At 48.2% G+C, this 16518-nt stretch carries 10 protein-coding genes and 1 tRNA gene; 6 read left to right on the top strand and 5 right to left on the bottom strand.

All coding sequences use genetic code 11. The features are described 5' to 3' along the window. Together ACN0YR_RS06225 and ACN0YR_RS06230 are read left to right on the top strand one after the other, a co-directional pair. Window positions 1-636, top strand: a 636-nt coding sequence (locus tag ACN0YR_RS06225; RefSeq protein WP_417848332.1) for an SMI1/KNR4 family protein, incomplete at its 5' end; no start/stop codon positions are given. Between the two features lie 169 nt (window positions 637-805). Continuing rightward, window positions 806-1237: a hypothetical protein gene (locus ACN0YR_RS06230; RefSeq protein ID WP_417848333.1), complete on the top strand. Its 432-nt coding sequence runs from the start codon at window positions 806-808 to the stop codon at window positions 1235-1237. Window positions 1238-1304: 67 nt separating this feature from the next. Here ACN0YR_RS06230 and ACN0YR_RS06235 read toward each other — a convergent pair. Further along, window positions 1305-1393 (bottom strand) — tRNA-Ser (locus tag ACN0YR_RS06235). A gap of 387 nt (window positions 1394-1780) precedes the next feature. Here ACN0YR_RS06235 and ACN0YR_RS06240 point away from each other — a divergent pair. The 3 genes from ACN0YR_RS06240 to ACN0YR_RS06250 all read left to right on the top strand — a co-directional run bounded on the left by ACN0YR_RS06240 (window position 1781) and on the right by ACN0YR_RS06250 (window position 5930). Further along, the gene (locus ACN0YR_RS06240) at window positions 1781-2968 is read left to right on the top strand and encodes an LptF/LptG family permease (RefSeq protein ID WP_417848334.1); all 1188 of its coding nucleotides are present in this window, start codon (window positions 1781-1783) and stop codon (window positions 2966-2968) included. 216 nt (window positions 2969-3184) lie between these two features. Next, window positions 3185-3514, top strand: coding sequence for a thioredoxin (trxA, locus tag ACN0YR_RS06245; RefSeq protein WP_417848335.1), 330 nt, complete (start codon window positions 3185-3187; stop codon window positions 3512-3514). Window positions 3515-3692: 178 nt separating this feature from the next. Then, entirely contained in the window at window positions 3693-5930 is a 2238-nt protein-coding gene (locus tag ACN0YR_RS06250) for a hypothetical protein (RefSeq protein ID WP_417848336.1), read from the top strand. An 8-nt stretch (window positions 5931-5938) separates the two neighbouring features. Here ACN0YR_RS06250 and ACN0YR_RS06255 read toward each other — a convergent pair whose 3' ends face one another. The 4 genes from ACN0YR_RS06255 to ACN0YR_RS06270 all read right to left on the bottom strand — a co-directional run bounded on the left by ACN0YR_RS06255 (window position 5939) and on the right by ACN0YR_RS06270 (window position 15516). Beyond that, window positions 5939-11416: a DNA repair ATPase gene (locus ACN0YR_RS06255; protein WP_417848337.1), complete on the bottom strand. Its 5478-nt coding sequence runs from the start codon at window positions 11414-11416 to the stop codon at window positions 5939-5941. A 237-nt stretch (window positions 11417-11653) separates the two neighbouring features. Then, window positions 11654-12589, bottom strand: a complete 936-nt coding sequence (locus tag ACN0YR_RS06260) for an endonuclease NucS domain-containing protein (protein ID WP_417848338.1) — start codon at window positions 12587-12589, stop codon at window positions 11654-11656. Between the two features lie 145 nt (window positions 12590-12734). After that, on the bottom strand, window positions 12735-14834 hold the full coding sequence (locus ACN0YR_RS06265; RefSeq protein WP_417848339.1) for an SPFH domain-containing protein: 2100 nt from the start codon (window positions 14832-14834) through the stop codon (window positions 12735-12737). Between the two features lie 58 nt (window positions 14835-14892). Further along, window positions 14893-15516, bottom strand: a complete 624-nt coding sequence (locus tag ACN0YR_RS06270) for a hypothetical protein (protein ID WP_417848340.1) — start codon at window positions 15514-15516, stop codon at window positions 14893-14895. Between the two features lie 535 nt (window positions 15517-16051). On the opposite strand from ACN0YR_RS06270, the gene ACN0YR_RS06275 reads away from it, so the two are divergent. Beyond that, on the top strand, window positions 16052-16501 hold the full coding sequence (locus ACN0YR_RS06275; protein WP_417848341.1) for a TraR/DksA family transcriptional regulator: 450 nt from the start codon (window positions 16052-16054) through the stop codon (window positions 16499-16501). Window positions 16502-16518: the final 17 nt, after the last annotated feature.

Consider the following 16518-nt stretch of genomic DNA (forward strand, 5'->3'; position numbering starts at 1 on the left):
GGCACCTTCAAGCGGATCATGCTTGGAAAGTTTCGCTTTCTTCCTTTTCGGCATTGCACTCCCTCACAAAAACGCGGAGTTTACAATACCACCCACAATGCGCAAAAAGCGTGCCGAACAATATTGGGACTGGCCTTTCACTCCTTCAGGACCAAAAGGTACTGGGTACAACGGCAACGGAAGGGCATGGTGATGAATTCTAAAAGTATTATTCATGATTTAAAAACATTGCATTTTCCGAACACACCCGCGGAACGATTTGTGATTCAGAGCAAGCTTGACAGTATTAGATTACACATTCCGCAAATTTTGATGGATATTTGGGAAGCAATGAATGGTGTGAATTTATTTGACCCTATATCTCCACCCTATCAAATACTCGGGATTGAGGAATTCTGCAGCTTAAATGATCATTTCGAGATTGAAGATGCTAGCCTGAAAAACTGGTTTCTTTTTTGCGACATACAGGATGGAAATTTCATTTCAGTAGATCTTTCAGATAAGGAGACTACACCTTGTTTCGACATCTTTCATGAAGATTGGCCCGATTTCTTAGAGAGTACAAAAGTTGCCGATTCGCTTGAAAGTTTCCTTACTGACGCTCTCAATTCTTCTGGTGAACACTACTGGCTGTAGTATTTGTTAGTCACTGAATCGTCAGACAGAACTTGAGGTTTAGCCCTGAATTAATTGGCCATTATTGTGGTTTCATGTTGTTTGTTGATCTGTCATCACCCCAAATTTAATCGTCTCAGTTTGAGCAGAAATAGAAGACGAATTACTCCAGAAAGAAGTCCATTCGAAAATGAAACGTATTGCCGTCATTTTTGATAACCAGTTACGACCTGAGACGACGGGGTTGTATGTTCGTCGGGCGTTGGGGGAGATGGTTCAGGCGGGGTTTTTGGAGTCTGTGGAGCATTTGTTGCCGGGTGAGTTGGATCGGGTTGTTGCTGGGCAATTTGATTTGTTTTTGTATGTTGATGATGGGATACAGAATACAATTCGGGAAGATCTGCGACCGGCGGTTTGGTGGGGGATTGATTCGCATTTGGATTTTGAGCGTTGCCTCAAAATGGCTGCGCAGTGTGATGTTTCATTTACTGCTCAACGGGAACTAAATCTGACCGATTGTGTTCCGATTCGCATAAGTCGAATCGTAGAGCGATCGCAAAGGAGCGAAGCAGAGGACGCTTCTGCCACAAAACGCCACAAATTCTCCCACAAACTTCAATAATTAGCTGACCCAAAAAGAATAAATGCCTGCCTGTCATTTACTTATGACGGGCAGGCATTTTGTAAAGCGGAGAGAGCGGGATTCGAACCCGCGGTCCCCTTTGACAGGGACACATCATTAGCAATGATGCGCATTCGGCCACTCTGCCATCTCTCCTTTCGGAGCCGACACAAAAGTGTGAGTGAGGCTCCGGTGACGAAAGATAGAAGTTCCTTCGCAGAGTTTCAAGATAGAGAGCGATTTCGCTTCACGGATTTCTCAGGGAGGCCTCAAACTCAGTCCATATTGACGGAATTTGCCGGTATCGAATATATCTCAGCTCGAAACATTGATGTTTCGACCACCAAACTCCTTGCTTGCAGTGACTTTAGAATTCCTCATGTGACTGGTGACCTCCCAAAATCGCTGAAATTGCTGTCATTGATTCAAATCACAGTCTGCGATTTTGTTGTTGTTCGATCAGATCAGGTCCTTTTGATGTAGAGGGCTTGCTTGAGGCGTGAGTTGTCGACCTGGAATGGACTTTCGGACACAACATTAGAGATGCCTTTTAAAATTCCAATTTTGCAGCGTTACATCCTGTGGGAAGTGCTGCGCGTCTTTGTTTTTGTGCTCACCTGTATCACCGTTTTGCTGGTTTTTGTGGGCGTTTTTCAACAGGCGACCGAACGTGGTTTGACGCCAGCCCATGCTTTGCAGGTCTTGCCGTTTGTCGTTCCTCATATGCTGCCGTTCACAATTCCGGCAGCAATGTTGTTGACGGTTTCTCTGGTTTATGGCCGACTGGCAGGTGATCAAGAGGTGATTGCCGCCAAATCTGCTGGGATACATCCAGTTTCGTTGATGTTGCCCGCCCTGTTTCTTGGAGCGACTTTAAGTGCTGGTACGCTGGTTTTAAGCGATCAAATGATTCCTTGGTCCATGACAAAAATTGAACAGCACGCGATTTCTGTTCTGGAGGATGTTTTCATCGAGCGTTTGCGAACAGAACTGCAGTTCAGCGACCGTGGAACTGGTTTACACGTGCATGTTGCCGCCGTCGATGATCGTAAACTGATTCAACCGGTCTTCCGCTACGCGAAGAATGGTCGAATCGTGACGATGCAGGCCGAAGAAGCTGAATTGCGACTCGATCTCGAGCGTCAAGAGGTCGTCATTGCGATGACAAATGGATTTATTGAACTGCCGGGCGACCACCGCGTGTTTTTTACTGGAACGCAGGAGGAACGAATTCGCTGGGAGCGTGAGGATGAACTCCGCAAAGCGCGAGATCTCCCAATTCTCTCAATCGGAACGGAAATTGAGCAGATCGAATCGTTTCGGGAGACTCAAAAGAAGAAACGAGCCATTCAAGCGTTCATGTCGATGACCGGAGCGAATTTTCAGCAACTCGTAGGTGATGCCAAGACCACCACGAAAGAGTTGAACGGCGATCGCAAACGATATAACAAGCTCAACACCGAAGTACATAGCCGCTACGCGATGGCCTGCAGCTGTTTCTTCTTCGCACTTCTGGGTGGTCCAGTCGCCATTCGGTTTGGACAGTCTCAGTTTCTGAAGAGTTTCATGCTCTGCTTCGTCCCAATTGTTTGTGGATATTATCCGTTAATGCTCGGTTTGATGGCGCAGGCCAAAAACGGCCATATTTCTCCAGTATGGTCCATGTGGATCGCGAACTTGATTGTGATTGTGTTGTCCTGGTTTGTCATGCGGAAAGTGGTTCGATACTAAGTGTTCGGAGAGGATCTTGTTTTTCAACTGTCCTGCGGAATGTTGAATGCTCGGATCGTTGTGGCAAGTCCATATCTGTCAAATAGTTACGAATCCTTTTCTATTTTGGAAGACGTTGACACACATGTTGCCCTCCCTATAATCCGGTAGTTCGAAGCACAAGCCAATCTCATTTGACCCAGTCTCTTTTGACTAAGCGTAATAAGGATTCAAGTCATGGCAGGTAATGTAGTAGATTTTTCTGACGCCACTTTCCAGGACGAAGTGTTGTCCAGCGATCAGCCCGTACTCGTCGATTTTTGGGCTCCCTGGTGCGGTCCATGCAAAGCGCTGACACCAACCATTGAAGCCTTGGCAGATGAATACGCTGGCAAAGTGAAAATTGGAAAATTGAATACTGACGAAAATCGTCAAGTTGCGATCAATTACCAGATCAACAGCATTCCGACTCTGATCGTTTTCAAAGGTGGAGAACCGGTTCAACGCATCGTTGGCGGCCCTCCAAAGGCTCAACTTGCAGAAATGCTTGATGGCTTTACCAGCTAGAGTTTTTTCGGAAATGATGATCGTGTTCTGTCTCATGGTGGACAGTACTTTGTGGAGTGTACTTTCCCTGATGAAAGTCGGTCTTCACAGGCACGACAAGCATTGAAAATGCTCTAATTGAGTCTGCTCTGAGAGCGGACCGATTTCATCTTCACATGATCTCGGGGAAGGAGTCCCCATGTCCGAACGAACGGAATCGTTCCCCATGAATTCTACCCAGAATCCTGACCGGCTTGAACAAGCCGGTCAGATTCTTTCTCATTTGCAGGCTCAACTCTCTGAGCTTGATCGCCGTGAGCAAAATTTGAATCAGCAAATGTCTGTGCTGATGGAACAACAACGCTCTACGCAGCAAAGCCAGGCGATTGCGGAACGCAAAGCGAACGAATTGCGACAGGAACTTCTCGTCCGCGAGCAAAAAGTTTCGGTAATCGAGAAAGAGGCCAACGAGCGTCGAAACGCAGCCAAGCTTCAAGAGGAGTCTGTTCAAAAGAAAGCAGACGCTCTGGAGGATCAAAGAACCCAGTTTGAACGCGAAATGCAGAAGAAGAGAGATACCTTCGCTGCTGAGTGTCGGGAGAAACAGATTCGCCAACAGGCGGAACTTGCAAAAGAGTTGGAGGCATCCCGCAAGACATTCGAAGAGGAATGCAATCATCGCGAATCCACACTCAACGACCTGATTCGAGAACACGAACAAGAATTCGCAGAAAAATCGGAGCGGTTCGAGAGCGAGAAAACGCGGCATCGGAAAAATGTCGAGGACTGGGCTAAGGAAAAAGTTCTCGAAAAGCAAAGACTCCAAGTCGAACGGCAAACAAAACTGGAGCAGTTGGAAGCGGACTTCAACAACGAAGTGGCTGAGCATCAAGCGAAGATGTCGCAAGAACGACATCAGCTCGATGAAGAAATTCGCTTGCATCAGCAGTCTGTCGAAGAATGGGAGACTCGACAGAAGGCGGAGAAAGAGACATTTGAAGCTGAGATGCTGGCCCGCACTCAGGCATTCGAAACCGAGATGATTAATCGCACTCAGGCGTTCGAGCAAGAATCTCTTGAAAAGCAGACTCAATTCGAAGCTGAAGTTCAACGGCAACAAGAAGAAATCAGAGCAGCTCGCGTAGCGTTCGAAGAGGAACAGCTGAGCCATCTCGAACAAGTGGAAGCCTGGGAACTCCAACAGGCAGAAGAAGAGAAGAGTCTCAAGGAACAACTGAGAACTGAACGAGAAAAATTTGACGCACAATTAAAGCTGGAAAAAGAAACCTTCAATGAAGAATGTCGCGTTCTTGAAGAAGAGTTCTCACAGAAGGTTCAAATCGAGAAAGAAAACCTTCTCGAAGAGCGGCGACGTCTGAAAGAAGAGCTCTCTAAGGAACTTTCCGAAGAAGCAGCCGCCTTGAAAGAAGCTAGACGTCAACTCGAACTGGATCAGCGAGAGCAAAATCGTCTGAATGAAGAATGGTCCAGTCAGCGAACAAGTGAGCGTGCCAAGTTGCTCGAAGAGCTTGAAGATGTGAAGAAGGAGAAGCTTGCTGCGCTCGATTTGCGTGAAAAGAATCTTCAGCGGCGCGAGATCGACTTTGAGAAACGAACTCAACTTCATGAAAGACACCTTGATCGTGTCCGTACTGATCTCAATGCAGAGTCAGCAGATTTAGAAAAGCAGTGTCAGAAACAAAGGTTGTGGAAGGAAGATGTCGAACGTGGGATTCGCTTACGGCTCACTCACATGAAACGTTTCCGTGACCTCGTTGGAAAGCGTGAAGACTGTCTGGAAGAAGAACAGAATCTGTTTGCTGAAACTCGTCGGACTACCGAACGTGATCTTGCTCGCTCGAAGGAACAATTCCTGGAAGAACGTCAACTGTGGTTGCAGCAACGTGCTTTGACAACAGAGCGACTTCAGAATCAGGAGAAGCGTCTCGACGAAGAGTATGCGGCACTGGTTGAGTCTCACAAACAGGTTGAAGCGCTCAGCGATGAACTGGAAGATTCACTTCAAGAGACTTCAAAAACACCTAGCAACCAACCTGTTCAGGCATCGCGGCATTTGAATGGTTTGCTGGCAATCTTAGGGCGGCAGCGTCGTGAGGTGGAGCAGTCAATTCAACGTCTTCAAGAGCGGCTCATTGAGATGCGATCAGAAGGTGCCGAACTCTCTTCGTGGCTTGCTGATCAAGATCAAGTTGTCGCTGAGCGAGAACTTTCGCATCAAGAAAATCTGGAATCGCTTTCAACTCGAGAGCAGGAATTCTCTGCTATTCGTGATCAATGGAATGTCGATCGGCTTCAGGCAGAACATATCATTCGAGATTTGGTCACTCAATTGGAAGTGGCCCTCGATCAAATTGCGCGTTTGCAATCAGAACAAGATAAGGATGACGGGTTCAGCTCGGTTTCACAGGCAGCTTGAACGTGTAGTCAGTCTCGGTCCTGTGCTGCTTCGAGCTTGTTGAGTAAGCGTTGATAGTTGCTCAAACACTCCTCGATCTTAGGGCGCAGGTTCGAAATTTGTTCGTGTTGACTCATCGAGAGTTCTGTCAGTGGTTTGAGCCACTGTTGCATGAGTTCGAACTGAGACTCCAGAACTCCGTAAACCGTTTTCGGTAAACGATTGACGATTGTAATGCGATCGTCTGACTCCGCGTTTTCGCCCTCTTCTTCGTCAACGATTTTTGGTCTGTTTCGATCCGAGGTGCGACTAGGCTCTTCTGATGACGCCGAATCAGGAGCGGTGGTGATCGGGAATGTTTCCGGCCATTTCATCTCGAGCGGTGGGACGCTCACGTTGATCGGACGGTTCGAAAGTCGAGCAATTTGTTCTAACCCTTCTGCCAGCTGTAACGACATCGCACGTAATTCTTCACGTAGGACATCTTCGTCAGGAGCATCGCTCTGAGAATCTGATTTCGCTGAGAGGGTGGTTGCGCCCTCGTTGACTGCTTTGCGAATTGAATCGAGACCATCGCTGAATGTCGTGAGTGTGGCGATCACTTGGCCTACTTTGTCGTCTGATCCGATCCCCCGCATTTTAATGTTCTGCTTGAACGTCCGTTTGATGTCGTCCCAACGTTCTTGCTCGTTCGCGGTAAGAGATCCTGTCAGTTCCTTGAACTTCAACAGATTGGCTTCTGTTCCGGATGTCAGTGTTTGAGCGTCATTCTGGTAGCTACTCTGGATCAGCGACTCGATCTCATCGCCATTCATGACTGGGAGCACTTTCTCAGCGATGCGGTTCATGTTTCGATAAGAACCTTGCAGCAAAAATGGTGGCTCGGTGCGGTAATCATCATGCTGAGCAGCAGAGGTGATGTACTCCTGATTCACCCGCAGAACAACATCGCGGACTCGCATCAGTTTCATCATTGTGTCGACAAAATCGTTCAGCTCTTCCATCGAGTAGTTGGCTTCGAAATCGATTCCCTCAGAAGGAGCCGCGTCCCCACGCAGGGTTCTCTCTGCCATTTTTACGACGGCATATACGTCCTTTTGAGAACGAGATGCAAGTTTTCCTAGAACGGGATTTGAAGTGAGTGCGTTTTCAATATAGCTCAGTTCAAAGGCATCGGCGGTGTCACCAATGATTTCGCCGAGGTTGTAGATGTCGGCCCGATTGCTGAGCATGTCCGGGATCTGGAATTTCTCTCCACTTTCCGTATACGGGTTTCCCGCCATCACCACGGCAACTTTTTTCCCCCGGAAATCATACGTCTGTGTTTTGCCTTTATAGACACCCTCAATTTTTCGCTGAGCATCACACAAGCTGATAAACTTTTGCAGGAACTCGGTATGACAATGCTGAATGTCGTCCAGATAGATGAGAACGTTGTCGCCCATTTCGAAGGCCAGATTCAACTTCTCGATCTCTTCTCGTGCCCCTGCATTTGGTGCAGCGGCCGGGTCGAGTGATGTCACTTCATGTCCCAATGCGGGGCCGTTAACCTTCATGAAGATGATGCCCAGACGATTGGCGATGTACTCCATCAGTGTTGTTTTTCCGTACCCAGGAGGAGAGATTAACAACAACAGCCCTTGGCGATCGGTCCGCTTCCCTTCTCCGGTCGTCCCGATTTGTTTGGCGAGGTTATCCCCGACTAACGGCAAATAGACTTGATCGATCAATTGGTTGCGCACGAACGATGTGAGGACGCGAGGTTGGAATTCCGTGAGTTTCATCGCGTCGCGGTGTTCGTCGACCAACTGAGATTTCAGTTCGTGATAGCGTTTGAAGCGAGGAATGGTCTCGCGTTCAAATGTACTTAAGCGATCCAGGAAGTGATTAAATCGTAGTTCATAGTTTCCGGACTGAATGACAGAATGTGCGCCGATCATCTTGGTGAGTTTGCGTTCCATCTGAGCTGCCACGACAGCCCGTTCATCGACCTGACCATCCATGATCAGCTTGGCGATTTCTTCACGGTAGTCGAAAACTTCTTCTCCGTTTCCGTAGTTCAGGAGAAAAGCCGTGGTCCAGTCACGTGCAAGTTCGAAAGATGCCAGCGTGTCGCGCTGAACCGCTTTCATCGCTTTCGTAAATCGTTCCTGGGCATCCAGCCGTTTTAAGTGATCATGGAACTCGCGGAACAGATTGGCCGCCGTTTGTGACACAACAAATTGATTTCCGCGAACGCTGCGCGAATCATCGGTCAATTCGTCGAACAGATACTCAGCAGCTTCATGAACCAGCCCGGACGGAACCTCAGATGCCCCGTAGAATTCACTTTCTTCAATAAATTCAAACAGCATCTTGCGAAGGTCAGCAAGGTACTCCTGTTGTTGATCCGTGCCTGGGAACAATTGTGAGATTGTCCCAAAGCCTGTTAAGACCTGCTCTTTGAGCTTTTTGGATTTCGAATCGCCAAAGTTCCACCAGAACAGGTTCGCCAAAACGCGACTTCTTGAAGAGTACCGCAACAGTCCACATGCGCTGTCAATTTCAAGGAGTGCGTGGAGGATCTTGGCGGCATCTTGATCGTGTACGCCTTTTGAGTACCCTTCCTGATAGCGTGGTCCCATGAACTTCTGAACTTCGCTGAGCAGATCAACTTCACTCATCAGCTGTTTAGCAGACTGCGGGGACGATTGGTCTTCGTGAGGATTCCACTCCCCGTTTCGTGCCGCCTGTAACATCGTGTAGGCAAGGAACTCAGCCCGGTAGACCTCCTTGTTCTCGCTGACAACTTCCATCGCCCAGACTGACTGTGTGGAGTTCAGCTCTTCGCTGTTCACCGGTTCGTAGAAGTCTGTCCCTGTTAAGTGGTAATTGAGTTCCCCATCGCGAAGGACGGTCGTCAGATCGAGGACCTGCGTATTGACCGAGAAACGGTGGTTGCCGAACCGGATGACGTGATCGCCATCTTCATAAAGTTCTTTTTTGTCTTTCAGTTGCCGTACTGCATCTTCGCGAATCGTTTTCAGCCGCGACTGGATGTCATCGACCTTAACGCTGTCTCCCAATCCTTCTAGATCCGAGACGATATTGCGAACTTTGTCGATCATCAGATCAGAGGCGAAATACCCGTGAATGTCACTGATTTCCTGAAAGGATTCGATGCGATTCTTCACACCTTTCAGAATACGATCAGCAGCATCAGCAAGCGCATTAGCCCGTTTGTTTCTCTTCTCGACAAGTTGCATTCGACGTGAACCAAACGCGCCGGCAACTTCTTCTCGTTTATCAGCAAGCTGGACGATGAACTCATCAAACTCGGCAAATTTTCCTTCGAGTTCCTCGAGCTGAACCATTAACTTGGTGAGATATTCTTCACACTTCTCGGGGGAGTCGCAAACATCGAGATAGTTCACAACCGATTGATTCATCAACTTCAACTGACTTGAAAACTCTGCGGAGCCTTCTACGGATGCCAGTTCCTGAATCTTTCGCTTCAGCGACGCTCGAGCTGCGTTGACATGCGAGAAGATTCCAGAAATGTTATCGATGATTGTCGTACGTTGCGTAGCGTCGTCGATTTTGAGATTGCTGACGATTTCGATCAGCATTTCTAGTTCGTGCGACGATTCTGCAATCTTTTCTTCGACCTGTTTCGCATCGGCAACTTTGCTGAGATCGTCAATCCCCGCTTGTTCAATGGCGACAGCATCGGCATAGGGCTGCAATGCGTCATCGTTCAACAAAAACTCAACACATCGATGCGAAAGCTGATCTGCCTGTTCTGCAACTTCTGTTTCTAACTGTTCGATCAGCTCTGTGTCTGCATATCGTAAGTCACGTAAGCCAATGATCTCACCACGAACACGTCGCAGCCCTGCCAGGGATTTTACGAAGGAGTCGATGTTGTCAAATCGTCGCCGACCGACTTCATTCAACAATTCACGAGTTTCGCCAGCGACCTGCTGAGTCTGCTCGCGAGTGTTTTGTCGAACTCGAACAACCTTCTCAAACTCATCAACCGCCGAAGTCGCTGCGACTTTGATTTGCTGTAAGGGTTCGCCGAGATTGGCCGCTTCAGCGTTGTTGATCCAAAAGTAACTGTCGAGAATATCGCCAGCGTATTTGACCAAATCAACATACAGGTCGGAGTAGCTGTCCTCTTTCTCAATGAGGTTCAGGATCTCGTGACACTCCGCCATCCCGCGAACGATGTCTCGATTGCCAATCTTGTAAAGATAGGAATCTGTGTTCTCAAATGTTTCGTAATCTTCTCCGACGTACGGAGTTTGCCAGACCTGAACCGCGTGGTGCTTTTGTGGCTCGCCATGAGATTTGAAGAGGATCGTTTCCCCGCCACGGAACATCGTAAAACCGTTACAGATGACCGGTGTGTCAACAATCTGTTCAATGAGGTTGTAGCCCAGCAAAACGTAAACGCCCTGGACGGGCTGATAAAAAACGTACAGCGTATCCTCGCCATTCGGAGAAGAGACCCGTCGGTCGAATATCAATCCTTGGATGCTGGTGTCAAACGTTTTTCGTTCACCACTTTGCAGATAGTACCCGTTGGAAAAGATCAGCCCATGATCATCTGGCAGCAAGACGCATGCGTCAGCGATTGAATCGACGCGGCTCGCTTTTTGAATCTTTTCGTTGAAGACGATGTATCGCCAATCCTGCTCCTGATAGGGCCTGATTTTGAGCAGAATCGTGTGACCAACCAATGCGTAGAAAATGTCCGCATCATCGAGAGTCTGGTCCGCATTCTCGACAGGTTCTTCGTAGATCCCTGCTCCCGATTCGGTATTGTTCTCGACCTTAATGGTCAGATCACCGCCGACGGTCTCAACGAAAATTCGATCGTCAATCGAGATGTGTGGATGCTCACCATGTCGCTGCATGTCTCGCGTGGTCTTCTGCCATTCGAATTCATGCTGAGCTGGAAAACGAACTTCGTGGTCGCTGCGATTATCGAGATACCGCAGCGTGTTCCCTTCAACAAGCCACTTGAATGATTTGATGTCGGTCGAACTTTTGCCAACCTGAAAGACCATATAAAGATGAACACCACGTTTGAAAAACTTCGCGAATGTGGCGCTTTTGTAATAGCGATAGACATCCTGGAAGTCTTTTTCAAACGCCGCATTTTGAAGAAGATCCAGAGACTCCGGGCTGAACGTTTTGGTCTCGTTATCGAACGAGTACACCGCAAACACATCTGCGACATGCCGTTCGGTCCGAAGTCCAAACTGGACGTTGTATCCGAATAAAAACTGATCCCCAACCGCCACCATGTCGCGCGGGACACAGTTGTGCTCGGTTGTGATTCTCTCAGTGTTCAGGAGCTTCAGGTCAATCGAACCGAAAACATCCTTGCGGTTCTCATTCAGTTGATCCAGGCGATTCCGCAACTCCTCCCCATGCGACCGCAGCCGATTCCGCAGGATCTCATAGGTCCCGGATTCAAGTTGCGTGGCAACTTCTGGTTGTTGTGGAGATTCTGGCATTAAATTTTCGAACGTAGAATAGCGCGCCCATAGCGGATTAAAATGATTGTATGTCCGACGTCTCAAGGTTTAATGGCTCAGCCATGCTGGACTGGTCGATAAAGTGATATTTGACTGATGCTTTTTAGGATGGTACTGCCTGATGTCCTTGGATTGGATTCTTCTTCTCATGTTGGATTTCATGAGTGTGACTAAGAATAATCTAGTCATACTTTTCTTGAGCATTCCGGTTCGAAATTAAACTTTTCTGAAGGGGTCGTCGGATAATTCAAAATCTACATGGAAGTATTTCACAGCGATATTCGGGACCATTTTTAACGCGAACTTGAGCTTAGGGTCGGATTCTTTGCAAATAATAAGTCCGCTAACAGTTTGGCCATTTTTGCATAGATTCTCAGCGACCCATCCCATGTAGCGTAGGGTTTGTCCTACTACTTTATCTGCCGGACGCCCCTTCTTCAGTTCGATAACGACCAGTTCGTTTGATTTAGTGTCTTCGCATAAAACGTCGATAACACCAACTTCTCCGGTTGAATATTGCTGCCCAATAAGTGACCCGTTTGAATCCTCATAGAGCTTGAAATCTGGACCAAATATTTGTTGGAAATTGCTAATGATGAAATCTTCGAGGTACTTTTCAAGGACGATCTCTATTTTAGGAGGAGGCAGTTCTTCAACCCACTCTTCCTCTTCGGAGTCATCTGTTACTTCTTGTTCTAGAAGCATCTTTAACTTCTCTGAAGTGATCGAGTGTAATGTTTGCATGCCAAACTGAGGGAGCTCCCAAGCCCACCATTCTTGGGTGGTATCCCATTCGACGTCGATATGGTGTGTGAAATTGTACCCAACGTCGAGACTGTGAAAGAGTTCAGCTGTTTTCAATGGATCATGATAGGCTTCTCGAGTTACGGTTCCAATTCCTGCAAGTTCACAAGTTCCATATCGAGCGACGATTGTGTCGCCTTCGTGAATCTCATTGTAAAATTTATATAGTGTATGTGCTGAATGGTTATCCATAAGTTCTTTGAGTTGCTCAATGCTGTAAGAATGAACATCATTCAGGTCATTAAAACCAATTGAAATCAACCCGTTTGCTTTGTCAAATTCCCAGACTTGTTCCCATTCCTCTGGCCATCGACTGTCAAAAGGTGCAATTACCCAAATCTTTGACATAAATAAATTCCTTATGATTCAGTGTTTCAGGAACTTGTCCTAATGAGTTAATAGATTTTGAAATGTTTTTCGTAAAGCTTGACTGCGAAGTTTTGTGTTGCCACGTTTGCCGGACACTTAAAGTGTCCGGCGAACTCGCTGGCGGTTATGAATTCCCTTCTTCACTTGCCAGGACTCCCAGGCCTAATGTGGCGACTTTCTTGTCCATCAGGCCGGCGTTTTTGAAGTACTTCTGGAGTTTCTTTAAACCCGATGTTGTTTTTTCGTCGTCAGATTCAAGAAGCATCTTGCCGAGGACGGCGGAGACGCTGAGGTCTTTGACATCTTCAAATGAGATCCCGAACTGGCTGGTGAATTTCAGCAGGTTTTCTTTGAAGTCACCGTCGGCATCTCCCACGAAGAACGTATTCTTGACGTCAGTGACGACCTCGGAATTGTTCACGTAGCGGTCAACAGCTTTTCCTGCCTGAATTGAACCGACGATCTTGTCGAAGAACTCGGTTTCACCACCGACAATGTCGATGCGGGCGTTGCCCAGTGCAGCTCCGACGATTTCGGATTGTTCGCGGGCGATCTCTGTTTGTGCCTTGATGGCTGCGATTTCGATGTCCTTGTCTTTGTTGAGTCGGAGTTTGAATTCTTCGTGCTCGCGTCCCACTCCATCGAAGAGTTTCATCGCTTCGGCTTTTTGCTCGATGCCCTTTGCGTCGGCGTAGTATTTCTGCTCGATGACAGTCGCTTCGGCCATGCCTTCTTTCTCGAGAGCTTCGGCCTTGGCCTTTTGACCTTTCGCTTCTGCAACAAGTTTCTTCTCGACAACGTTGGCTTCGGCGGTCCCTTCTCTCTCAATGGCGTCCGCACGGACACTCATCACCTGAGCTTCAGCCAGTCCCTCAGCGGCAACTTCGGCCTGGCGAGCTTCTGCGAGCATTTTCTTGGCTGCGGTTTCTTTCTCGGCTGCGGAGCGTGCGGCTTCTGCCTGGATGACTACTTTTTCTGCGTCGAACCCGGCTGCCTGTTTTTGGGCCTCGGCGGCTTTGATTTCTTTGACCAATGCTTCTTCGGCATCTCGTTCAGCATTGGTAATCGCAACTTTCTTCGCTCGATCCGCAGTGGCGAACTCTTCTGTGTCAAAGATACGTTGTTGTTCTTCGACCACGGAGCGTTCGACAGCGACCCGCTCGCGGATCACATCTTGAATGTTTCGTTTCTCGATTTCGATGGCTTTCTCTTTTTCAATCTCCGCCAAGCCAACGATTCGTTCACGCTCGGTCACTTCGAGCAAGCGATCTTTTTCAACCCGTTCGATTTCAACCGCTTCTGTTCGTTCTTTATTTTTCTGAGCGACAACAATTTGACGAAGTTTGTTTTCTTCAGCGATCTGCAATTCTTCTTCTGTCGCGATGCGGGCTGATTCCGCGCGGAGCCGTTGTTCTTCTTGAACTTTGGCAGCTTCTGCATGCTCGCGGGCAGAGATTTCAGCGATCTCTCGTTTTTGTTTTTCGACCGCTTCAACGCGTTGCTTTTCAAGTTCCAGAATTGCTTCCTGAGCTTCGACGTCCTGCTTCTTGATTGTCTTTTCTTTTTCACGCAGAATCTCATTCGATTGAATATGTTCCTGAGCCGTGAGGTTGGTGATCTTCTTGATTCCCTCCGCGTCGAGGATGTTCATCTCACTGAGATGCTCGATGGGAGTCTGTTCCAGGAAATCAATTGCGCAGTCGTCGAGAATGTATCCGTTGAGATCAGTCCCGATGTGCTTCAGGATTTCTTCTTTGAACTGATCACGTTCGGTGTAAAGATCGACGAAGTCGAAATGTTTACCGACAGTCTTGAGGGCTTCTGAAAATTTGGCATCAAAGAGTTCAACCAGTGCAGCTTTTTCGGAGGCACGCTTACAGCCAAGAGCCTGAGCCACCTGAAGAATATCTTGTGACGTATTATTGACACGGACGAAGAAGGCGACTTCGATATCTGCCCGGACGTTATCTTTACAAATCAATCCGGAGACATCGCGCCGTGCAATTTCGATTCGTTTGACCGAAAGGTCCATGTGTTCGACACGATGGGCGATCGGGATCACCCACATCCCGCCACCAGAGACGACTCTCATGCCGCCCCAGCCAGTTTTCACCAACGCCTCTTCTGGCCCGACCTTGCGGTAGAAGCGTGACATCGCAAACAGAAAGCCGACGATGATGAGGCCGCAGGCAAAAATAATGGGTAAGAAAATATCCCAAGGCATGTGATCGCCTTTCATAAAGTGTCACTGTACGAACGAAGCCGTACATCGGTTCATGGTGTTAAGCCAGGTGGTCACCTGTCTCTTTGACGTAATAAATTCCGGTCTCAGGTGAGAAATCCACAATTTGGACGACCGCATCTTTTGGAATCGAGCCTTCAAATGTTCGGATATTCAACCGCAGTGGGGCTCCATCCTCGACATGACAGATTCCATTTCCGAACTTGGGCGTCACTTCGCTGGTAATCACCGAACATGTTCGCCCCAACATGTCCTGAACTGTGTTTGGTTGCTTGGTTCGTAACTTGCCCCGCATTGGATTCGTCAGGAGTTTCGCAACGAGAATTCCGATCCCCAGGCTTCTCGCAATCGCCACTGCATTCTGTTGAAAAGTTGGATTGATCATGTCTCGATCGAACACCATCGTTACGACCCATGCAGCGAGCGAGACAATCGACAGCCACAACATGACCGGAACTTCACCAAGATTCAGCCACTTTAATCCCAGCATCCCCAGATCAGTGACCGATGCATCCATGTCGGCATCAAGATCCAGGTCGAAGTCGATCGCGTCCATGTCGATCCCTCCCAGAATGACGAGTAGCCAGTACGCGCATACGAGACAGAGCAGGATGCTGAAAGGCAGAACCGGCCACTGGAAGTAGGTTTCAACAATGTCAATCATGACTGAACTCCGATGTTGCCAGTATGCAACATGAATGAGGGGCTTCTGTGGGAAAACGTAGAATCGAAGAATTGGATCAAAGAAACCAGCGCGATTTCGGTCAGTTTTCGAATTCTAAGGGCTCAAAGGGTTCTGCGGACCGTTTTGACTCTACTGACTGAACACTTTAATTCTGATATGTCAGCCAGGAACTCGGCCTGAGACGAGAGTCGGTGTCCGGTCCTGCCGCTCATGCCACTCGTTCTGAGTGTGAGTAAAAAACTGCTGGCGGCGGTTCCCAGTAGTCGAAGCAGACGGTATCAACGGTTGTGCCGTAATTGTGGAGAGCTGACCTGTCCATGCGTCTTCAGGAGGACTCGTAACACAATACAGTACAACAGGTTGTGTAACTCATTAGATTTTTCTGCTCGCTATTTCAGAACCGGACGTAAAATTCCCTGAGGGCTGAGTCCCCGGACGTTGCACAGTCATCGTTTCTCTGGCAAGCTTCCTGAGTGAAGAGTTGCCGTAAGTCATTGTTGTGAAGGGAAAGATCATGGCGAGAAAAGACGCACTTTTGAAATTGCATCATCGGCTAACGGAACAACGTGATGAGTTAAGACGCAAGCTGACTCACCAGATGGAATCGGTGGGCGAGCAACGTGGCCCGGGCGATCTGGGGGACCAATCGACAATTGATACTGACCAGGAACTTGGTTCCCAATTGGCGGCACTCGAGAGTCGAGAACTGACTCGTATCGAAAATGCACTCGCAGCAATCCGGGCAGGAACTTATGGGCAATGCGAGCATTGTGAAAAATCGATTCCAATCACTCGACTGAAAGCCCTGCCTCATACGTCTTGCTGTATTCAATGTCAGCGAGAATATGAAATGGTCGGCGGCACCGAGAAGACGGTCGATAACTGGGAATCAGCGTGGGAGCATCAGGCTCGCGAAAATGATCATGAATTAACAGTTCGCGATGTTAAGATGGATGCTCGGTAAAAATCCGAAAGCCTTTC

It is taken from the genome of Thalassoglobus sp. (assembly GCF_048270125.1).
Taxonomy (GTDB): Bacteria; Planctomycetota; Planctomycetia; order Planctomycetales; family Planctomycetaceae; genus Thalassoglobus.